21 protein-coding genes are annotated in these 20617 nt (G+C 36.5%); 9 read left to right on the top strand and 12 right to left on the bottom strand.

Annotated elements, in window-relative coordinates; genetic code table 11:
• The first annotated feature begins 24 nt into the window (after nucleotides 1-24).
• Nucleotides 25-1458 (top strand): MDR family MFS transporter, encoded by a 1434-nt coding sequence (locus tag RGF10_RS14300; RefSeq protein ID WP_318503079.1) that lies wholly within the window; start codon nucleotides 25-27, stop codon nucleotides 1456-1458.
• A gap of 69 nt (nucleotides 1459-1527) precedes the next feature.
• Here the strand turns inward: RGF10_RS14300 and RGF10_RS14305 are convergent, their stop codons facing one another.
• From RGF10_RS14305 to RGF10_RS14325, 5 genes are all read right to left on the bottom strand, one after another.
• Complete coding sequence (locus RGF10_RS14305) at nucleotides 1528-1776, bottom strand: pirin-like C-terminal cupin domain-containing protein (protein ID WP_318509481.1); 249 nt, start codon at nucleotides 1774-1776, stop codon at nucleotides 1528-1530.
• A gap of 328 nt (nucleotides 1777-2104) precedes the next feature.
• Complete coding sequence (locus RGF10_RS14310; RefSeq protein ID WP_318503081.1) at nucleotides 2105-2428, bottom strand: hypothetical protein; 324 nt, start codon at nucleotides 2426-2428, stop codon at nucleotides 2105-2107.
• Between the two features lie 195 nt (nucleotides 2429-2623).
• On the bottom strand, nucleotides 2624-2908 hold the full coding sequence (locus tag RGF10_RS14315; protein WP_318503083.1) for a hypothetical protein: 285 nt from the start codon (nucleotides 2906-2908) through the stop codon (nucleotides 2624-2626).
• 234 nt (nucleotides 2909-3142) lie between these two features.
• A complete protein-coding gene (locus tag RGF10_RS14320) occupies nucleotides 3143-4159 on the bottom strand; it encodes a pirin family protein (RefSeq protein ID WP_318503085.1) in 1017 nt (338 codons plus the stop codon).
• A 60-nt stretch (nucleotides 4160-4219) separates the two neighbouring features.
• Nucleotides 4220-5890, bottom strand: a complete 1671-nt coding sequence (locus RGF10_RS14325) for an SWIM zinc finger family protein (protein ID WP_318503087.1) — start codon at nucleotides 5888-5890, stop codon at nucleotides 4220-4222.
• Between the two features lie 176 nt (nucleotides 5891-6066).
• Between RGF10_RS14325 and RGF10_RS14330 the strand changes: the two genes are divergently transcribed.
• The 3 genes from RGF10_RS14330 (at nucleotide 6067) to RGF10_RS14340 (ending at nucleotide 7301) form a co-directional block, all read left to right on the top strand.
• Nucleotides 6067-6225, top strand: coding sequence for a Sir2 family NAD-dependent protein deacetylase (locus tag RGF10_RS14330; protein ID WP_318503089.1), 159 nt, complete (start codon nucleotides 6067-6069; stop codon nucleotides 6223-6225).
• Nucleotides 6221-6838 (top strand): SIR2 family NAD-dependent protein deacylase, encoded by a 618-nt coding sequence (locus RGF10_RS14335; protein WP_318509483.1) that lies wholly within the window; start codon nucleotides 6221-6223, stop codon nucleotides 6836-6838. The genes RGF10_RS14330 and RGF10_RS14335 overlap by 5 nt, the downstream gene beginning before the upstream one ends.
• 235 nt (nucleotides 6839-7073) lie before the next feature.
• The gene (locus RGF10_RS14340) at nucleotides 7074-7301 is read left to right on the top strand and encodes a hypothetical protein (RefSeq protein ID WP_318503091.1); all 228 of its coding nucleotides are present in this window, start codon (nucleotides 7074-7076) and stop codon (nucleotides 7299-7301) included.
• A 472-nt stretch (nucleotides 7302-7773) separates the two neighbouring features.
• Here RGF10_RS14340 and RGF10_RS14345 read toward each other — a convergent pair whose 3' ends face one another.
• The 5 genes from RGF10_RS14345 to RGF10_RS14365 all read right to left on the bottom strand — a co-directional run bounded on the left by RGF10_RS14345 (nucleotide 7774) and on the right by RGF10_RS14365 (nucleotide 14675).
• Nucleotides 7774-8190 (bottom strand): beta/alpha barrel domain-containing protein, encoded by a 417-nt coding sequence (locus RGF10_RS14345; protein WP_318503093.1) that lies wholly within the window; start codon nucleotides 8188-8190, stop codon nucleotides 7774-7776.
• 454 nt (nucleotides 8191-8644) lie between these two features.
• Nucleotides 8645-8956, bottom strand: coding sequence for an RpnC/YadD family protein (locus RGF10_RS14350; RefSeq protein ID WP_318503095.1), 312 nt, complete (start codon nucleotides 8954-8956; stop codon nucleotides 8645-8647).
• A gap of 393 nt (nucleotides 8957-9349) precedes the next feature.
• The gene (locus tag RGF10_RS14355) at nucleotides 9350-9679 is read right to left on the bottom strand and encodes a hypothetical protein (RefSeq protein WP_318503097.1); all 330 of its coding nucleotides are present in this window, start codon (nucleotides 9677-9679) and stop codon (nucleotides 9350-9352) included.
• A gap of 1201 nt (nucleotides 9680-10880) precedes the next feature.
• On the bottom strand, nucleotides 10881-13964 hold the full coding sequence (locus RGF10_RS14360) for an MMPL family transporter (RefSeq protein WP_318503098.1): 3084 nt from the start codon (nucleotides 13962-13964) through the stop codon (nucleotides 10881-10883).
• A 177-nt stretch (nucleotides 13965-14141) separates the two neighbouring features.
• Complete coding sequence (locus tag RGF10_RS14365) at nucleotides 14142-14675, bottom strand: TetR/AcrR family transcriptional regulator (RefSeq protein ID WP_318503100.1); 534 nt, start codon at nucleotides 14673-14675, stop codon at nucleotides 14142-14144.
• A 315-nt stretch (nucleotides 14676-14990) separates the two neighbouring features.
• Between RGF10_RS14365 and RGF10_RS14370 the strand changes: the two genes are divergently transcribed.
• Both RGF10_RS14370 and RGF10_RS14375 read left to right on the top strand, forming a co-directional pair.
• Nucleotides 14991-15602: a YczE/YyaS/YitT family protein gene (locus RGF10_RS14370; protein WP_318503102.1), complete on the top strand. Its 612-nt coding sequence runs from the start codon at nucleotides 14991-14993 to the stop codon at nucleotides 15600-15602.
• 213 nt (nucleotides 15603-15815) lie between these two features.
• Complete coding sequence (locus tag RGF10_RS14375; protein WP_318503103.1) at nucleotides 15816-16268, top strand: OsmC family protein; 453 nt, start codon at nucleotides 15816-15818, stop codon at nucleotides 16266-16268.
• Nucleotides 16269-16581: 313 nt separating this feature from the next.
• Here RGF10_RS14375 and RGF10_RS14380 read toward each other — a convergent pair whose 3' ends face one another.
• Nucleotides 16582-17229, bottom strand: coding sequence for a cyclase family protein (locus RGF10_RS14380; RefSeq protein ID WP_318503105.1), 648 nt, complete (start codon nucleotides 17227-17229; stop codon nucleotides 16582-16584).
• 396 nt (nucleotides 17230-17625) lie between these two features.
• On the opposite strand from RGF10_RS14380, the gene RGF10_RS14385 reads away from it, so the two are divergent.
• Nucleotides 17626-17973: a hypothetical protein gene (locus RGF10_RS14385; protein ID WP_318503107.1), complete on the top strand. Its 348-nt coding sequence runs from the start codon at nucleotides 17626-17628 to the stop codon at nucleotides 17971-17973.
• Nucleotides 17974-18177: 204 nt separating this feature from the next.
• Here the strand turns inward: RGF10_RS14385 and RGF10_RS14390 are convergent, their stop codons facing one another.
• Entirely contained in the window at nucleotides 18178-18822 is a 645-nt protein-coding gene (locus RGF10_RS14390; protein ID WP_318503109.1) for a hypothetical protein, read from the bottom strand.
• Nucleotides 18823-19175: 353 nt separating this feature from the next.
• Between RGF10_RS14390 and RGF10_RS14395 the strand changes: the two genes are divergently transcribed.
• A complete protein-coding gene (locus tag RGF10_RS14395; protein ID WP_318503111.1) occupies nucleotides 19176-19754 on the top strand; it encodes a TetR/AcrR family transcriptional regulator in 579 nt (192 codons plus the stop codon).
• Between the two features lie 57 nt (nucleotides 19755-19811).
• Nucleotides 19812-20573, top strand: coding sequence for a flavodoxin family protein (locus tag RGF10_RS14400; RefSeq protein WP_318503112.1), 762 nt, complete (start codon nucleotides 19812-19814; stop codon nucleotides 20571-20573).
• Nucleotides 20574-20617 lie beyond the last annotated feature (44 nt).

The following is a 20617-nucleotide window of genomic DNA, read 5'->3' on the forward strand; positions in this document are numbered from 1 at the left end:
ATCAGAGAGGAGTGGAATCCGAGAATGAAACAATATAATACGAAGGCAATCATGTCGTCTCTGCTCATCTGTGGTTTTGTTGGTATGTTCAGTGAAACAGCACTCAACATCGCAATCAGTAATTTAATGGTTGTATTCCAAATTACGGCTGCTACTGCACAATGGTTGACGACGGGATTCCTGCTTACTCTTGGCATTCTGATGCCAATGACAGGCTTGCTCCTACAGTGGTTTTCGACGAGACAATTATTTATTGGTTCTCTTGTGAGTTCGATTTTGGGTACATTGATAGCCGCACTGGCGATCAATTTCGAAATGCTGATGTTTGCTCGCGTTCTACAGGCGGTCGGTATGGGTATATTAATACCGCTTATGTTCAATACAATCCTCGTTGTGTATCCACCTGATAAGCGTGGTGCAGCGATGGGATTTGTAGGATTAGTCATTATGTTCGCTCCTGCGATTGGCCCGACTGTTGCAGGGCTTCTAATCGAATATTTCACATGGCACTATATCTTCTGGCTATCACTACCGTTTTTAGTCTTCGGTCTGTTGGTAGGGTTAAAGTACTTGGAAAATGTATCTGAAGTTACAAAGCCTAAAATTGATCTCCTGTCAGTCGTATTATCAACGATCGGCTTTGGCGGGGTTGTTTTTGGTTTTAGCAAAGCGGGTGAAGGTGCGGAGAACTGGACCAGCCCAGCCGTTATTTATTTCATCATCATTGGTCTGGTTGCTCTCGTCCTGTTCACGCTGCGCCAAGTGTATATGCGTGAGCCAATGATGGACCTAGGTGTGTTTAAATTCCCAATGTATAATGTTGGCCTGCTTATGGTATTGTCTTGTATGATGATTATCTTATCTAGCATGATTATCCTGCCAATGTTTCTTCAAAATGGGATGAAGCTATCCGCGTTCACCGCCGGGCTTATGCTTTTGCCGGGAAGTGCCCTAAACGGTATACTTTCTCCGCGAATGGGGCGTTTATTTGACAAATATGGTCCAAAATGGCTCGTGATTTCTGGTCTTGCAGTCGTTGCGTTTATGTTATGGGGCCTTTCCGAGATTACGCCTTCTTCTTCGATTGTGTATATCGTAGCCCTGCATATAGGACTGATGGTTGGGATCTCGATGGTTTGGATGCCGGCACAAACCAATGGACTGAACCAACTGCCGCCAGAACTTTACCCGCATGGTACGGCCGTCATGAACACGCTACAACAGGTTGCGGGTGCAATTGGTACAACTGTTGCAATCATTATTTTAACAAGTGGTATGGAGCAATATATGCACAAGTCCACAGCTCCCACCGAGCCAACTGAAGTTGCTAATGCCATGACGTTAGGTTCGCAGAACGTGTTCTTGTTTGCAATGATTGTGACACTGATCAGTTTGTTTCTAGCATTCTTTATCCGACGTGTCATCGTTCAACATTCGGCAATGAATTCGATGCATTAATAGTTCAAAAGGGAGCATGAATATGGCTCCCTTTTCATTATGTAAACCTATCTCTTTTCAATTTTATCATCAGGATAGTGGGCAAATCTTCCAGGAGTTACGTTCATTTACTGGATCTGGGCGGTTCCATGGCCTGACTCCAAATTTTGTTTTTTGATAATCCCAGAGTGCTTCGCGAATCTCTTCTTCTGTGTTCATTACAAACGCACCGTACTGTGCAATCGGTTCAGGAATTGATTCACCTTCTAAAACTAAAAGATGACTTTCTGTTGCTTCATTTAAAACATTTGAAATTGCATTAAGAGATTTTTTTAAAATCTAACGTCTTCTCTTATTTTATCTAAGGATTAATCTGAGGATATTTAATAGGATATGCTGAAATAATATTATTTTTTTTCAAAGAAAACTATTGGATTTGCAGGTTTTATAAATGAAGGAACTATCAGGCAGAGGCTGAATGGTATTATGACCATTATTTTGATTATACCGTTAATGGAATATTACCAATCGTACGGAGAGAAATGTTTTCAAAACACTAACGATAAAAAATTTAACGGGTTCCGTTTCCTTTCGCAATAATTGAATTTGCAATCGAAAATGTAACTAATTTTGTTTTTTGCATATTTAATTTTACATTACTATAGCATTAATTTTGTTTAAACTTTTCAATATCTCTTTTATTTTTCTGCACTTGGATATTTAATCCATCTAGATCTGCATCAATCATACGTACCTGTCTATCTAAGCGGTCAAAACGCTCGTGAATTTCATTTTTGCTGTCTTCAACATGTTTCTCCACGTTTTCAACATATGGTGTCAAATCTTTAACAATTGAGCTTCTAAGACTATCAATCTTAGTTTCTAATCGATTTTGACCAATTTCTAATCGATCTTGACCAGTTTCTAATCGAACTTGACCAGTTTTAAGGCCTTTGAGCTCGCCCAATATTTGTTCCAATATTTTTTCCACATTAAAACCTCCCCTAATTTTTATTTTATTATACCAGCTAATTAGAATTTCCGCAGAGAAAAAAGGTGACAAGATGTCAGGCACCATTCGATTTGTTCCGTTTTACCAAACAGAGCGGGTGTTCTATCTATTTTAATTGGTATGATAAAATGGTAGTATTAGGCCTGCATTAAAATTAATGACAAGAACAAAAAACTATTTAGTTTCTGTATTCTTTTTAAAGATACCAACTAGGAGTGTAATAAGCCCAATCAAGAAAAGAACGCCAAACAACATTACCATAGCCCCTGCTCCAGCGAAACCATCACCGACATACACTCCAACTGAAATTCCTACTAACCATGAAAGGAACGGAGCTATTCCAAACATTATGGCTATTCCCCAAATGATTAATTTTCTTTTCTCTGACATACCACGACTTGATTTATAACCTAGTAATATTGATCCAGTCAATTCAAGTAACGCTACTCCTATTGCCACTTCTTCACCCCCCTATATATAAACTTTACCACAATTAACCAAAATAAATTTAACATTATTCTGAATCATGAAAACTTATATACAAATTTTGCATACTGTAGCTGAGACAACAAAAAATAGGATATGAAAATCATTTTGATTTCACATCCTATTTACCGAGCTAATTTATGAGTTAGCAAACCGAAAAGAGAACACGTTAAAATTAAATCAGGTTCCCTTTCTCATTATGTAAACCTATCTCTTTTCAATTTTACCATCAGAATAGCGGGCAAATCTTCCTGAGTTACGGTCATTTACTTGGTCTGGTCGGCTCCATGGCCAGCCTCCAAATTTTGTTTTTTGATAATCCCGAAGTGCTTCGCGAATCTCTTCCTCTGTATTCATTACGAATGGGCCGTATTGAGCAATCGGTTCAGTGATCGGTTCACCTTCTAAAACAAGAAGATGACTTTCTTTTGCTCCATTTACGATGGTCAGTTCTTGTTCACCTGCCAGTTTGGCCTGATTCCCTCCTGTAATCACTTCATCCTCAATTTTTAGTTCATTTCCTTTGTAAAAATATAAATTGCGATTGAGTGTCGCTGAAACAGCCGGTAATGTAACGGATGCTTCTGGTTCCATAGAAATGAGGTAAATCCCCACATGATGGTTCTCGTCTTTGGCCCATGATGCCTTATTTGGTTCAAGACTTTCCTTTCCATCCAGTGATCCTGAAATAAGCCTGATCGTTGTTTTCTTCCCGTTATCTGCCGTTAACTCAATCACCGGAATGTCCTCTGCCCATAACATTTTATATTCCGGATCTGCCATTTTATTTTCAGAGGCAAGATTTAACCAAATTTGAAAAAGCTCAAGCGGATTGTCCTGATCCTGATGAACAAGTGGAAACATCTCTGAATGCAAGCATCCCTTCCCCGTTGTTAACCACTGGACATCACCATTTCCATATCGCCCTGAAGCTCCCGTTGAGTCAAAATGGTCGACGAACCCTTCTAAAACTACTGTTACCGTTTCAAAGCCCCTGTGAGGATGGTATGGAAATCCTGGAACTGTTTGTCCATGATACATCCGAAATCCGTCTTTTCCAGTAAAATCTTCGCCTAAATTTCTTCCTGCTAACGAAACATTCGGTCCTTGTGATTCATTCCCTGCTGGATAGGCATCATTGTGATGAACCGCAAACAAAAATGGACTTTCTGCCTTCCATTGAAAACCTAACTTCTGCTGTTGAAGCACTTTTTTATTGTTCATAGTCTCGCTCCTCATTTCTTTGTTCTTGAAAAAGGCAGGAATACTTATCATAATCAAGCATTAAAGTTTTCCCAACTCGTCCAAAAAGGCAGGTCTTTTTTTATTTAAGGACATTAGTTCGTTAATCAGGTCCACTTGTTTTGGCTTTCCTGCTATTTTTTTATATTCCTTAATTTTACGACATACACCTTGATATTCTCTGCGATTGGATGAATTTCTTGCAATGGAGGTAATATATTTTTGATAAATTTCAATGACTTCTTCTTTATATTGCTGTGATAGCTTCTTAGAGTAATTTTCAATATAACTAGGATTTTTTCTGACGAATTCCAACATTTCTTCCAAATCATTTTCAAACTCGATCATTTTGAGGAATATGTCTCTGTGATTCCAGCCTTTTTCAGTTTTCAGTTCTTCTTTTAATTTTGTATAGAAATCACCCTGATGTTCTTCTTGGGCTATTTCTTTTAAGTCATGGTAATAATCAAAATCACCCGCTAACAAAAGTTCCTTTGCTAATTGACTTTGTTCCTTTTTTAATGAAAGAGATTTATAGGCTGTATACCGATATTTCTTCCATTTAGATAGTAACCCTCGATATTGTTGATCCTGAATTTCTCCTTCTTTCGCCACTTCGATCACTTTATGGTAATTTTCCGCTTGTAGATAGTTAGTTATTAATTTCTCTCTGAACGATGAAAACTGAAGGTGTTCGTAAATAAATTGTTCGGCATCTTCCTGTGAACCGTATTGCTCAATCAGTTGAAACAATAGTTTGAGTAAACTTTCATTCCAATAGTCAGTGTATCGATCACTTGAACGATCAACAAGCATGGACTCCATTTTCAATCTTAGCTCTGCCCTAAAATTATCTTCATCCGCAAATTCAAAGCAAATTTGAAGTAACTCGATCTTGTAATCCTCCCAACCATCAAAAACCGCTTGATCGAGCTGAACTAATAGTTTTTCAAATATTTCTGTTCTTCGATGGCTTTTCTCGTTCTGGTTAGTAACAATTTCTTGTATTAATTCTAATGTTTCCGTGACAAGATAACCAATATCACCATCGGAATCATCCGCATATTGAAACGCCCCAATTGCTTTCTTAAGCAATAGTAAGGAAAGCTCTAGTGCAAGTAGTACATCTGCAGTATCTCTTATCTTATCTATAACATCTCCCAATTCATTAACAAACGCGCTCGTCTCTCGATACTTTATAAATCCTTCTCTACCTTTATACTTCCTGATAATGGCATTGATTAACTCCTGACATGACTCAAGCTCATGCTCATGATCACCCTTTGCGTACTTGAGGATGAGACTGGTTTCTAATGTCGGATCATTACTTGCGATATTTAAAATAATATTGACCAATTCTTCTTTTGGTAACTGACTCATTACTTCTTCAATTGTAATTCGTTTCTGGTTTTTTTTCGTTTTCTTCCCGCTAGACGGGACGGGATTTAACATTTCATTTAATTTATAATAGGAAGCAACCTCATGTTTACATACCGGTCCAAAATCATAGGGACAATCACACTCAGAATATACAATATCACCGTTATCCCCAAGCTCAACTAACACCTCATAGTCATCGCTTCCTTCAATATAAAAAGCATAAACATTATTGCCTTGTTCAAAAGCTTCTGCGACATGTCCATTTATGTAATAATTGTATCCCCTGCTTACGATTGTTTTGTCTATCTTGTTTTCAAAATTATTAATGTTCATCTCATGTCCCTCACCAGTTCCACTGATTAACTTTTTCTTTTTCTATCTCTAATCTATTATGTATTATTTTTGTTTAAAATCCTACAGGAGAGACAGGCCCTTCACTAGCATTTTCATCCCTTACGCTTTGATATATGATTATTAGTAAGAAGTTTCTTTAAGGAGTGTGCATTAGGTTGAATGAACAAACAAAAATATGTGCGGAGCTTATTCAAAATGCCAAAAACATCGTTGTTTTAACAGGGGCAGGCATTAGTACAGAGTCAGGGATTAAGGATTTTCGTTCACGAACTGGGATTTACCAGATGGCACCTGGAAACGATTCTGTCGATTGATTATTTTTATCAACATCCGGACCAATTTTATCTTTTTGCTTTTGACCATCTCTATCACCCTGCTGCTGAGCCAAATGCTGGACATAGAATTTTAGCAAAATGGGAAAAAGAAGGCCGCGTTACATCCATCATTACCCAAAACATTGATGGACTTCATCAAAAGGCGGGAAACGAGCATGTTATTGAATTTCACGGAACGATGAAAACGGCCACCTGTCCAAACTGTCAAACCCAATATAGCGCAGACGAAATGGTCCTGCGCAAAAGCAAAATGCCCGACTTCTATGTGTGCGACAAGTGCCAAACCGGTCATCCTCAGGAACGCTACATTAAACCGGATGTTGTCCTTTTCGGCGATACGGGCGAATGGTTTACTGAGGCTGGTTTCCAAACGATTCTCGGACAAATCGAACAAGCTGATTGTGTATTGGCTTTGGGAAGCAGCTTAAAGGTCACACCGTTCTCTCATTTTCCGGAATATAGAGGTGCTGGTGTCCCGTTGATCATAATTAATATAGGAAAAACAAGGTATGATTTTCTCAATGATACCTATGTCGTTCGGGAGTCAATTGGTGAGTCGTTGATACAAATCGATAACTTTTTAGAAAGATAAAAAAGGTGACAGGTACTATCCAATTTTCTGCATGACGCCTTATTCTTCTAGACCGAGTGAAATTTGTTATCGCCCGAATTTCTCGTTTGCCAGACCATTAAGTTATCTTAACTATAGCAAAAACACGAAAGTCTGGTTTCACTTTTCCTTGGAAATTCGATTATTCATTATTTTGAAACTGTTTTTCCGTTTGGTTTCTATTAAAATAGGATTAAGTACATATCAGGAGGTTGGTTTGAACTTGGAAAATTTAGCTCATACACTTGAATTCGTCTCAGGGAAAATTTATATGGTTGAAGCTCAAGACGGGACCGTTGAAAGATATAGAGTACTAGCGGAAACGCCTTCCCATTTTATCTTTTATAAAGGGAATGACGAAAATGTCGATGTCATTGAAAAAGCAAAAAATGAGATCGTTGGAATTTATGAAGTGAAGGATTGGGTTGATTCACAGGAAATTTGAAGCATTGGTACGATTCTTTTACTTTGAAAAATTTGATTTTCGCCGTTTGCTCTAATACGTTTAAGTAGGTTAAACCAAGGATTTTGAAAAATTTCGCAGAAAAGGGAAGCACACAATAGTGGCTTCCCTTTCTTATATATACGGACATACGTTCCGCTATTTTGTCAAAAAGAGTTGTTTTGATAGGCTAAGTGGACATAGAATCCCTTATTTGTAGATATATAGGCAATATTCATTTGTTTTTAGTTAAATAAGAGACTCCATGTCCGCTAAAAGTAGCAAAATGGTGATTAAAACAAAAATAAGGGTCCTCATGTCCACCAAATCCAGATGAAGTTCCATGTTGATAAATGGCCTTAGATTATTTCTCGCCTCAATACAAAAGGTTTACTTATTTAACCCTAGTCTTACTTCTTTTATCCTCTCAACATACTTTCTTGCTTTTTGAGTGATATTTTCATAATCTCCCATTTTAGCAGCTCCAGGTTAAATTCCCGCCAACACCTACTGCCACACAGCCTGCCTTGTACCATAGCTCCAAATTGTCGAGAGTCACACCGCCAGTTGGCATAATATTAACCTGTGGAAGAGGTGCTTTAACTGCTTGTACAAACTCAGGTTTATACATGTTGCCAGGAAACAGTTTAATGATATCGACACCATATTGGAGAGCTGTTTGCATTTCCGTAACGGTCATGCAGCCTGGCAAATAAGGAACTTGGTATAAATTGCACAGCTTTGCCGTTTGTTTATCGAAGCTAGGACTGACAATATATTTGGATCCGGCAAGTATGGCAATTCTAGCCGTTTCCGGGTCCAATACGGTTCCTGCACCTATGACGACCTCGGAATTCTCAGCATAACGGTCCGAGAGTTCCTTTATTGCCACGATGGCATCCGGTGTTGTAAGTGATAATTCAATGGTACCTATTCCCCCTGAATGAGCGCATCAAATACTTTGATCGCCTCTTCCTTCGATTCTGTTCTAACAATTGCAACTACCCCGGAATCGGCTATTTTTCTCAAAACGCTTACTTTTTTCATAATATCCCCCATCATATTTCCCTTTTTCGTAAACTTATTTGTACTACCTGTATCTCCTACTGTACTTAGGCTGAACAAATAAATCTTATTACATAATTGTATTATAAAAATCACTCACCACAAAGGTTCATCTTTACTAGTTAATTTCCATAATCGACCGAAGGGTTTCAAATAATTCCTAAACTCTCAATCCGCGGATTTTACACACTCTTAGGTGCGGATGTCCTTTTTAATAAATAGTTAAAAGACATAACCCAGTTTTCTGGATGATGTCTTTCACTATTGCCCTTTCTGATTGATTAAAGTCTTTTCTTTAATTCTTCAATTACTCTAAAATCGAGCTTTGTAATCTTTGCGATTGAGTTTAAACTAATCCCCTCTTTAAGCATTTCTAGGGCTATCTCACTTCTTGCTTGTGTACTACCTTCTTTTATTCCTTTTTCTCTCCAAGAATTAGGCAACTTAAATATTTGCTCCGATTCTTGCTTATCCAGTTGATTAATTTCTTCCATCAATTTTGCCTCCTCCTGTGTATTTAAGATTAAATATGTTTCAAAGAAGCCGTTTATGAGTTCTGCTTTAGCTGGATTTAGTTCCATTTTTACTAACATCCGTAAAAATTCCTTTTTACATGAACCTTTTCCTTTTCAGTGTACCCCATTTTACTAAGGAGAGCCGCAGCTACAGGATTATTGGTTTGTACATATTCACGCCAATTCATTTTCTTTAGTTCTAGCATCAGGAACTGAAATGTTAAAACATGAAAAAAGGGGAAAGTAACATTGAATTGGTTTAGTTCATTACGTTTTGATCATAAGTAAAGATGGCAATTGGTAAAACTGATTTCCTAATATCTATTATAAAGGAGACTGAAATATTGATACATTCTTTCATGAAACTTAGTCTGTACATAACTTTGGGGCTCAACGTGGAAGTTTAATTTCAATTGTAGTAGTTGGGAGTATAAAGTAGCGAAAGATGAAGAAGGAACAATTCAATAAATATTATCCAAAATACACACTTACACACCCCTCTTTTTGGGCTGTTGCTAAACAGTTTAGTATAAAATTCTGGATTTGTTTTTGATCCCAATCTTCAAATTTATTTTCAGACTGTGATTCTTCATTTTTATAAAATTGATTAAATTCAATCAAAGCCTTTTCAATTTGATGTATTGAAAATGTTGAGCTGTCGCCCGTTCCACTAACTCCTGCATAGTAATTATTTGCATCAAGTAAATTGTATAGTATTGTAGCATTGTAGTTCCCCATGCTAAAACGTGCATAAGCAATTTCTTCTCCTGCATTATTGTATCCAGAAATATCATGACCCATTTAAAATCCTCCTTAAATTGATTTACCAGAATTGTTGTGCTAGACGATTAGTTTCTAAATGCAAATAAGTAGATTACATGTTTTATCACTCCTTTCAGATTGATTTTTCATTAAACATTTATTTTAAAGGCTTTGTTAAAGAAGAATGTTGATTTATTGCATTGTTGATTGGAGCGAAGGGTGCGGAGGAGTACGGGACTGGAGAGACCCCGCAGGCGCCTTAGCTCCGAGGAGGCTTACCGTTATCGCCCACGGAAAGCGAAGCACCCGTATCCGAAATCAACAGTCAAGTTTAACACAGCCATTTTAAAAAGCATGGAAGAAAAAAGTGTTAAGGTAGAAAAATGGTGAAGACTCAATTTGGAGGTTACAAGAAATGGTTTTGAATAATTGATCAGTGGGAATTTAATAAGTACAAAAATTTTAAGAAGTGTTTGAAAGAATAAGAGGAATGCGAGAGGTTTTCCATTTAATAGTTTCATAATTCAGCAAAATTTTCAAGATTATTATTATAAAAAAACCACCCAATGTATTGGATGGTCGTTTAACTTATTTTATCGACGAAAACTGGAACACAAGAACCGCGCTTATGAATCAAGTACAAATTGATATCATAAGAACCATTACAAAGGCTAGATTAATCTAAGCTAATCAAATCTAGGTTTTTGAACGGACATAGAAGTCCTTATTTTAATAAAATTACCAATTTGCTAGACTTAAGCGGACACAGGATTCCTTATTTATCTAAAAACCAATGAATCATACCAAATAATGATCAAATAGAGTATCTGATGTCCGCTTAGCTTATCAAAACAACACTTTTTGGGAAAATAACGAACCTGATGTCCGCCCCGACAAGTTTGTCTACAGACAACGACTTCATAGCACTATAAGCATTAAGTCTTCTCTCTCTTCTTCCCTTAAAAAAGCTTAAATCTTGCTTACAACTCAGAACTTGCCCAAATTCCCTGTTTCCATTGATCACGATCTTCATCGCTCAGCCTTGGACCTCTGTAACATTTCCTTACCGCACCTTTTGTTTGATAATAAAGACAACATGAAGGTTTTAAAAATATTGACTTCCCATTTTTGGAGATTTTAACAAAAAAACAAAGAGAAAGCCGACTCTCCTTTTAATATAAGCGAGTCGGCCTTTTTTACAGGAATCCTTTAACAATCTCTTTAAAATCCTGTTCCTTATTTATAATGCTTTTTCCTCAAAATTTAAGTTAACTTCCTTTTTTCTAAAAACAAATTTCCCCAGTGTACTCGGTAAGGCAATCATTGCTGGCAAAAAGATTGGAAGCAGTACAAAGCAAAGTACAACGAGTCCAGTAATGACAGCTATGGCCAATTCCGATAAAAGCACCATTCCAGAAGGCATCAGTGTGGCAAAGGTGCCCCCAAGTATAATGACGGCAGCATTTATGACACCGCCGATATTCGCTGAAGCAAGAACAATGGCTTGTTTCGGCGACATGTGAGGGTACTCCTTAAAGCGCATCATTAGAAAGATACTATAGTCTACTCCTAAGGCCACTATGATGATAAAGGAGAAGAATGGAACAAAGGAAGATAAACCTTCATAACCGAGTATGTCTATGAAAATAAAGTTGATGATGAACATGGCTGCATAATATGCTCCTACAAGGGATGCAGTTATGAAAACCGGTGTCCAGAACGATCTGATCACAAAGAACAACACAAGCAATACCCCGATAATGACAATCGTCGTTGTTCTATTAAGATCCCTGCTCAATATATCATTCATATCATTGGTGGTCGCACTTGGTCCCGAAGTACCAAATTTGGCATCGGAAAGCTCTGTACCTTTTAGCCCATTTGCAACCGTTGCATTTATTTTGTTGATTGTACTCAATGCTTCCTTTGAATATGGATCATCTTTTAAAACAACGATCAGCTTGGTAATTTTTCGATCTTCGGACATGAATGTGTCGATCGATTTTTCAAAATTCTTGTCTGCCAATGCTTCTTTCGGAATAAAGAATGTTTTATTTGTTTTATACTGCGTTAAGAATCCGTTGGTTTGGCCCAGTCCATCAGATATTTGTTTTAAACCACCGTTAACCTCGGACAGTTTTTGCCCAAAGACACTGAACCCAGTTAGACCGTCCGCAAGCAGCTGCTGACCCGATTTCATCTGGCCAAGCCCGACGTTTACACGATCCATATTGGTTACGATGGTGCCAATTCCCGAAGAAGCTTGACCCAGTCCGCCTTCAATTTCTTTCAAGCCATTTGCCATTTGCGATAAACCGCTGCTCATGCTGGAAAGACTTTTGTTTGCTTGGCCGAATCCGGCAGTTACGGCATTATAGTTGTTATTTAAGGCATGGATCCCTTCAGGGGTAATTTGGCTTAACGACGATGTTAATTGATCAATTGTTTGTTTTAATGCCTGGTAATTTGGGTCACTATTGGCATTGGCATAACTGCTTCCTAAAGCAGTCACCATCGATTGCATTTGAGACAGTGCACTTTTCACACCAAGAAGAGCCTCTGCTGCAGCTTGGTAATGGGTACCCATCTCCGAATATCCAGACTGCATTTTTCCATAGTTATCAGCCAACAGTGCGACTCCACCGCTCATTTTTGATAGATTCGTTTCGATGGTAGCAATACCACTCGTAATGGATTGTGCTTTACTTGAGCCATTATCTATTCCGGCTTGGATTTGGACTAATCCATTGGATAAGGCGGTCAATCCATCCTGAAGCTTAGCAGTACCATCTACCATTTGACTAACCTTTGAAAAATCCGCAGATGCAAGCTTTTCTTGGGCCTGCTTTAATCCGTCATTAATTTGATCTACACCATTTTGCGTTTTTGAAATTCCGTCTGTAACAGATCCCATTTGATTGTCGACGTAAAAACCATCAATTGGCTCTCCCTGAGGTTGTGTGACTGAGGAGACCTGTTTCACGCCTTTCATATTTTTGAGTCTTTCCGTTACGTTATCAACGACAGCTAGCGATTGATTATTATTTAATGCATCGCTATTTTCAATGACAACCGTAGCAGGCATTGCCTGGCCTTTGCCAAAATGGTCTGCGACAAGGTTAATACCCTTGGAAGAAGGATACTTATCTCCTAGTTCTCCAATTGTATTAAAGTTGAGTTTTTCCTCATGCAAATACACCATTGGTCCAATAATCAAAAGGATCACAATCGCTGTAACAAGAGGATGCTTAGTCCCGAATGTGGATGTTCTTCCCCAGAATTTGTTTTCCTTATGTCCTAATACATTCTTGGATGGCCAGAAAAGTTTTTTTCCTAACACTTTCATGATAAACGGTGTTAACGTCAAAATTTCAAGCAACAGGATTGTAACACCAATTACGACAACAACACCTGATTTATAAATAGGAGATTCGGCAAATACTAAGGCAAGGAAAGCAATAAATACTGTTAGGATACTATAAGCAATTGTTTTACCTGCTGTTTTATAGGTGTTCACAATCGATTCATCAATAGAGCGGCCGTGAGATAGTTCCTCCTTAAACCGATTAAACAAAAGGATGTTGTAATCAGTACCGATACCAAAGAGAATCAGCACCAGCAGCATCTGAGTAAGGCTAGTAATCGGAAATCCGGCTTTATCAATTAATTGTGCGGCGATTCCCATCGAAACGAGATAAGAAAAAGCTACTGCAACCAAAGATACTAAAGGTGTTACAACTGACCTAAACGCAACAATCAGTACGACTAAAATAAAAATAACGGTCAACGCAGCGCTCTTTTCAACTCCCGATAAAGACGCCTTTAGATAATCGTTATTGATGAAGTCTTCCCCGCTAAGATAGTATTCAACAGGTACAGACTCTAGCTTCCTGTCAAAATCTTGTTTTATATCATCTATTTCTCTTGCTTTCTTATCAAGCTTAAAGCTCACCATAAGAGTTGTGCCATCTTTAGAAACTAATGAGCTTTTTGCATCGGGCATACTAAAAGGATCAATCATATCAGTAATACCCAGTTCTTTGTGACTATCGTTAATGTCCTTTACTACATCACCGATTTTTTTCATTTCTTGCTGAGAAATTTTATTTTTATCATAAAAAACGATTAAGTTGTTCGTACCCTTAGTCGTATCCATCTTTTTCAGGATATTATCTGCAATAACTGAAGGGCTGTCGTTACTCGTTCCTTGTTGCCCTTTTGACCGCAGTATGGCATTAATGTCCGGCTGGATGACTGTTAGTAAAATCGTTGATACCAGCCAAATAGTAAATATGGCCCAACGCCCTTTTATGATGGTTTTCAATTTAGTGCACTCCCCTTATTTTGCTTTAATGTTTATGTCTGTGTAGGATTTATCCCAAAAATACTAAACATGAAGCAATTCTTCCTTCACTCTTGACACTATAGCAAGGGAAAAGGAAGGATTCAAAAAGCAAAATAAAACGAGTGCATTAAAATAATACATTTATCACAATTTGTATTATGAGAACATCACCTGATTAAAGATTTCAAATAACTCCTCTTTCTCGTATTTATATTCTTTGCTAATCCAATTCTGGAGAATCGTCATAAATGACGTTGCATATAAATCACACATGACATCAGGATACTTAGACTGATTGATTTTGGTTGAAATGGGCTCATTTCCTGTTATTGAATGTTCCCGCATGATATCACTTGCGATTTTCACCATGCTCTTGAATAATATGTGCCCATCCGACCCTAATAAAGTATTTTCGAATAAGACGAAATGATCTTCTACATAATCAACCAGTGATTTAAAAATGTTTGAATCCGATTTTTGATTCAATTGAATAAGCTCTTCAGATATATGATAAATAAAATCTCGTAATAAACTATATTTATCTTCATAATAGCGGTAAAACGAAGTACGGTGAATTAATGCATCCTCACATATATCTTGAACCGTGATGGAAGAAAACCGTTTCGTTTGCAGAACATGGATAAAGCTCTGTATGATTTGGCGTCGAGTGCGTTCAGTCGTATAGTTCATCGTACACATCCTAATTTAATTTTGGGTTATAAGTATTTATGGAAAGGTATATTTGTTTCAAATTTTAATAAAATCAACGCAAAGAAGGATAATCTGAGCGTTTTGTTTTTTATTCTTATCCAATAAAAAAACGCTTAAGACCTTGATCATATACTTTTAAAGCAATTTTACACAATCATAGCGGATTGCTTCAAGAATGCTGAAATTCTTTTCTACTTACACTTATTAAAGAAGTACCAGCATCGTCCCTATGATTCCTCATAAAGTGCTATAATTATATAATTCTATTACAACGTATTTATGAGGTGGCATCATTTGGGAAAAAGAATAGGGATTTATTTAGTAGGGCTAGCTTGTACTGCTTTAGGTATTGCTTTTATCATTCTCTCCTTACAAGGAGCAGGTCCATGGGACTCTGTCGCTGTAGGTTTAACCAACTCTTTTGGGTTAACCATCGGAACGTGGTCAATTATATCTCAAATTGTTTTCACTTTAATTACTTGGATTCTTGAAAAAACCAGATTTAGAATTGAATCTATGATTCCAATCATAATACGTAGCTGTTTTTTGGATTTCTGGTTTTATTTCGTTTTAAAAAATGTGGATTTTTCAAATTCTTGGGAGCTAAAGTGGTTAAGTCTAATCCTCGGAGTACTTCTAGCAGGTGTAGGAATGGGTATTTATATGGAGGCTAAATTTCCGAAAACACCCATTGACGGATTAATGGTGGCTTTAAGCAATAAATTAAACTGGAGTCTCACTATTTCAAGAATGAGTATTGAAATATGTGGCGTAATCCTTGGATTTTTGTTAGGCGGACCTGTGGGAATTGGCACGTTGGTTACAGCTTTATTTTTAGGAAAGATCATCCAGACATCTAATCATAAAGTAAAAAAGATATTACAATTTCAAACCCAAGCACTATAATGATTAGGTAAAATTTAAAAAGGATGCCAGGCATCCTTTTTTTATTTGCCCTAGGTTTCCGATATAGGAGAATTTATTTTATAAAGAATCTTTGAATTGAATTCTAGACCATTTTATTTGAAAATTAGGAATTTTTGCTTGATTTTTTAATCTACAAGGTTATAATAAATAGCATAATCTAATTATTCATATCAGAAAGGTCGGTTTTAAAACATGCCAAAAGCTACATTTAAAGCAAATGCTCATTTACAATCAGGAGTCCAAGTGAAAGTTAAGTCCAGAAATTTCGAAGTAACCATTGATGAACCAAAAACACTCGGAGGAACGGATACTGGTATGAATCCTGTTGAACTGGCGCTTTGTGCCTTAGGAGCTTGCCAAGCCATTGTGGCACGAGTGTATTCTAGAAAGTTTAATATTCAACTTGACGATTTCAGAGTAGAACTTGAAGGTGATCTCGATACGGATGGCTTCTTGAATAAATCTGATGTCCGTCCAGGTTTTAGTGATATTCGCTATAACATTCATATTGAAACAGATGCGCCAAAAGAAAAGGTGGAAGAGTTTATCGCCTTTGTAGAAAGTAAATGCCCTGTAGGCGATACAATTGCTAATCCAGTAAACTTAAAGTTAAATCAAATACTAATTAGTTCTAGTGTTAAGTAATGATTGAATAATCGTTTGCAGAAAAGGGAAGCACACAATTATGGCTTCCCTTTTCTTAATTTAAGTCATCCTCATATATACGGACATACGTTCCGCTATTTTGATAAAAAGTGTTGTTTTGGTAGACTATGTGGACATTGAATCTCTTATTTGTTGGGAATTTGGCCTAATTCAATTGTTTTTAGTTAAATAAGATACTGTATGTCCGCTTAAAGTAAAAAAAATGTGATTAATTCAAAAATAAGGTCACTCATGTCCGCCAAGACCAGATGGAGTTTCCAATTGTTCGATTTTCACAAAAAGTCCTGGTGTTTTATTTCTCTAATAAAGCAACTGCCCGAACCGGTGCCCCATCAGAGTTCTCGTATTTTATCGGAAAGGCGCAAAATGTAAATAACTCCGTTCCAACCTCCCCTAATCCCTTCAGATTCTCAATCACAACGATATCGGTTTCAACAAAAATCCTTCGATGGATGGTCAGGTTTTCATCAGATATTGCATCAATGCCCATTACATCTAATCCCACTCCCTTCTTTTTGCTGCGGATTAAATAGTCAGCAACTTCCTCGGTGATTGTCGGGTACTCTCCAAAATAGGTGTCTGTTCCCCAATACTGATCCCAGCCTGTATAAAACAAAATGAATTCTGCCTGCTCTACCCTTCCCTTTACACCTTCAATATATTTCATCGTGATTTTTTGTCCTTCTCCTAAATCACTGCAATCTATAACTATTCCTTTACCAATAAATTGATCAACGGGAAACTCATCTAATGTGGTTCTATTTGCAAAAACATGTGAAGGAGCATCCATGTGCGTACCTGAATGGGAAAAAAGGGTCAGCAATGTTCCTTTGAAACCGTGCTCATCGTAAGAACATGTAGTTTCCAATTTCGGATTGTCATCCCCTGGGTAAACGGGCATTTTTTCGGAAATGGTATGTGTTAAATCAATTACTTTCATCAACAACCCTCACTTTTACTATTAGTCATGTTTAATCCTATTTTTATTACATATTTTAGGCAATATTTTTGCAAAAATAAAGAATCCAAAGATGTATGATAGATAAAAAAGGATTAATCTAAATGTATGGAAAACAATAATGATTAAACTTGATTTTTTTATGGTAAATACACTCTCAACCCCATCATCCCCAACAAAACATTACGAGTTCATTTTTTATGCCCTTGAAGTAATGTCATTGATTATAAGAAAAGGAGGTGGATAACATGGGACATTTGGGATTTTCATATGTAGGTTTCATCTATTTATTGATGCTGTTTATACCTAACCTTATATGGACTAAAAATAAACCTGGAAGGCTATGAGGATATTGTTGTAAAGGAAAATAAGTTTCTTTTGTTTTTCGAACGGGTTGGGCAAGTTTGCGTAACGTGTGCTGCGTTGATTTTTAGTGATTTTAATATTCGTTCGTTTAATTTATGGAGTAGTTGGCTTGTTCTTTCTTTTATACTAATGCTTATGTATGAGATGTACTGGATTCGATACTTTAAAAACGAGCATACCCTAGAGAACTTCTATAGTAGTTTTGGTGGCTTTCCTGTAGCAGGAGCAAGTCTGCCGGTATTGGCCTTTCTATTATTAAGTATTTACGGGAAGGTAATTTGGCTTAGTGTTTCGGTAATTATGCTCGGTATTGGACACATCGGAATCCATTTGCAACATTTAAAGGCGATTACAAAATGAGATTATCAATTTCAGGTCAAAATATGAAAAAATAATACTAATTATGATTACTAGATTTCATATTTCATATATAAATGACAATAAAAAAGGCTTACCATCTGAAAAGAGTTTTGGCAAGCCTTTTTTAAGTGATTTGTATCGCAATGGCAATTATTTTAATTCGCATTTTCGACTAAACACCTTTTAATTGAAAAATTTATCAAATTAAAATTCCTTACCCCATTCATCATCTAAAATTTCACCTTTTTCAGTAATATATTCCATAATGACCGAACCACGTTGCAATTTAGCTTCACTTTTTAAAAAAGATATGAACTCATTAAGAATTTTTTCGTCCTCATCGTTTCTTTTACGGGGAACAACAATACGGATCGTTGGTGCAACATCGAACTCTTTATAACTTCTAGGATTACCAGGATCAATACCCAGTTCTTGCCCAATTTTTTCATTGATAAAGAAAACATGGAAATCGGTTGTTTTTCCAAAAGTCTCCTTAATAAAAGGACGTATTTCAGTTTCTAATTCATCAGTCCATTTATCAGCAATATATGTATCAACCATTTGTTCTGCTTCATCATCGTAATAAACTAGAAATTGTGTATTAGTTTTCTTATCCCTAACCTTTGCGGCATATTCAAATTCAAAGTTCCCCATATTATCATACAAAGTGTCATATATCTCGAAGTTATTATTAAATTTATCTTCTAAATATTGCTCAGCTTGAATCTTTATCTTTTCCTCTTCATCTTTATCAGGCTTCATTTCTAACACGAAGGCAACTACAAGTAGTCCAATTCCTAATATAATGACACCAAAAACACCAAGTGTAATTTTTAGAAGTTTATTCAAAACATCCTCCTCCCCTATATAATAATTTACCACAAAAACCCAGTAATCCCTCTTAAAGTATTTGACAAAAGTGTATTATTAAATCTTTGCTGATAATCTACGGATTCATATTTATCATTTGTGTTTTTCCGGAAAATCTGACTGTCCATATTATATTTTCAATTGATATAAGCATGCTTTATTAAATACGAGTTTTTTTCATCTATAGTACCCAAAACCTGGAGGTTTGCGGAATCAACTTTGAACACCCGAACCATCCCTCTATTGCAAATTTGACATGGGATTGACCTAGTGTTATCTTTTGATTGAACAATGTTCAAAACTTTGTTCAGTTTATAAAAATGGAGATTGATATGATGAAAACTTCCCAAGTAAAAGAACGGATCATCAATGCTACAACCATATTAATTGAGGAATGCGAATCCATAGACAATGTGACGATACGAGACATTGCTGCTAAAGCAGATGTTGGTGTAGGACTTATTAACTACCATTTTCAAACAAAAGAGAACCTGATAAATCAATGTGTTCAAAAAATAATAGGCAACATTATTAATAGATTTGAGGGTATGTCCGAAGGTGTTTCTTTAGAGCCTTTGGAAAAACTCCGTTTTCTTACAAAAGCAACCTGTTCTTTCTTAGCTAATAATCAAGGGATTTCTAGGGTATCTATTCTTTCTGACCTATCCGCCGGAAACACCTTAGACAACACATCCCAAACGATAAATGCCTATCTGCCTATGATTAGGTCCATATTAGGTGATACAAAAACAGATGACGAGCTGTACATTTCTACTCATATCCTTATTTCGACTCTGCAATCAGCATTTTTGAGAAGAGAGGTTTTTCTCCAGAATGTACAAATTGATTTCTACGATACTGTTCAGCGGGAACTATTCATCGATAAGGTTATAGATATGCTTTTCCGTTAAAAAGTACTGCCACCCACTATGGACGATTATTAAATTTTTAAAAAGGAGATTTTTAAAATGAAGGTAGTTGCAATAATGGGAAGTCCTCATAAAGGTCAAGGGTATAAAATTGTTAAGGAAATTGAAACGGAATTAAAGTCGTTGGGAAACGTAGATTTTAAATACATTTTCCTTAATGACATCAATCTCCACACCTGCAAAGGTTGCTTTGCTTGTATTTCTAAAGGGGAAAGATTTTGCCCATTAAAGGATGAAAAGGTACAGATCGAACAAGAGCTTTTAAGCTCAGATGGGGTCATTCTTAATTCACCAGGTTATGCACAAAATGTTAGCTGGTTAATGAAAAATTTTATTGACCGTTTTGCGCATAGTTTACATAGACCGAAATTCTTCAATCAATCGTTGATGCTTGTGGCGAACGGAGGCTCAGGTTTGAGTAAAGTCATAAAGGCCCTTTCACTTACATTGGGTGGAAGCAAAATCATTTGCAAACTTTGTATCACGACTACTCCTTGGGAAGCAACTGAAAAGTATAAAAAAGAAACGAAAAGAAACATTAGCCGATCAACAAAGAAATTTTTACAGTCAATGAAAAAGAAAAAACAAGGTCCTCCTAATTTAGGTAATTTAATATGGTTTAAAATTTTCAAAAAAATGGCTGCCCTTTCAAGAAAAAATCTACCTGCTGATTACGAGTACTACAGTGAAAAAGACCATTATTTCTACGATGTTAAAGTGAATCCTTTTAAAAACGGCATTGCCCATCTCATTGCGCATATCGCTGTATGGAGTATGAAAAGGAAGGTTGTATTCAAGTAGTCATTATTAAAATTCCCCACGTATTAAAATATAGGTTTTAAATA

The sequence above is a fragment of the Bacillus sp. T3 genome (genome assembly GCF_033449965.1).
In the GTDB taxonomy this organism is placed as follows: Bacteria; Bacillota; Bacilli; order Bacillales; family Cytobacillaceae; genus Bacillus_BU.

Bases quoted from the DNA above. Each gene is read 5' to 3' on its own strand.
- RGF10_RS14300 (WP_318503079.1), top strand. From the start codon at position 25: ATGAAACAATATAATACGAAGGCAATCATGTCGTCTCTGCTCATCTGT.
- RGF10_RS14320 (WP_318503085.1), bottom strand. From the start codon at position 4,159: ATGAACAATAAAAAAGTGCTTCAACAGCAGAAGTTAGGTTTTCAATGG.
- RGF10_RS14325 (WP_318503087.1), bottom strand. From the start codon at position 5,890: ATGAACATTAATAATTTTGAAAACAAGATAGACAAAACAATCGTAAGC.
- RGF10_RS14350 (WP_318503095.1), bottom strand. From the start codon at position 8,956: ATGTTAGTAAAAATGGAACTAAATCCAGCTAAAGCAGAACTCATAAAC.
- RGF10_RS14355 (WP_318503097.1), bottom strand. From the start codon at position 9,679: ATGGGTCATGATATTTCTGGATACAATAATGCAGGAGAAGAAATTGCT.
- RGF10_RS14365 (WP_318503100.1), bottom strand. From the start codon at position 14,675: ATGAACTATACGACTGAACGCACTCGACGCCAAATCATACAGAGCTTT.
- RGF10_RS14375 (WP_318503103.1), top strand. From the start codon at position 15,816: ATGCCAAAAGCTACATTTAAAGCAAATGCTCATTTACAATCAGGAGTC.
- RGF10_RS14380 (WP_318503105.1), bottom strand. From the start codon at position 17,229: ATGAAAGTAATTGATTTAACACATACCATTTCCGAAAAAATGCCCGTT.
- RGF10_RS14395 (WP_318503111.1), top strand. From the start codon at position 19,176: ATGATGAAAACTTCCCAAGTAAAAGAACGGATCATCAATGCTACAACC.
- RGF10_RS14400 (WP_318503112.1), top strand. From the start codon at position 19,812: ATGAAGGTAGTTGCAATAATGGGAAGTCCTCATAAAGGTCAAGGGTAT.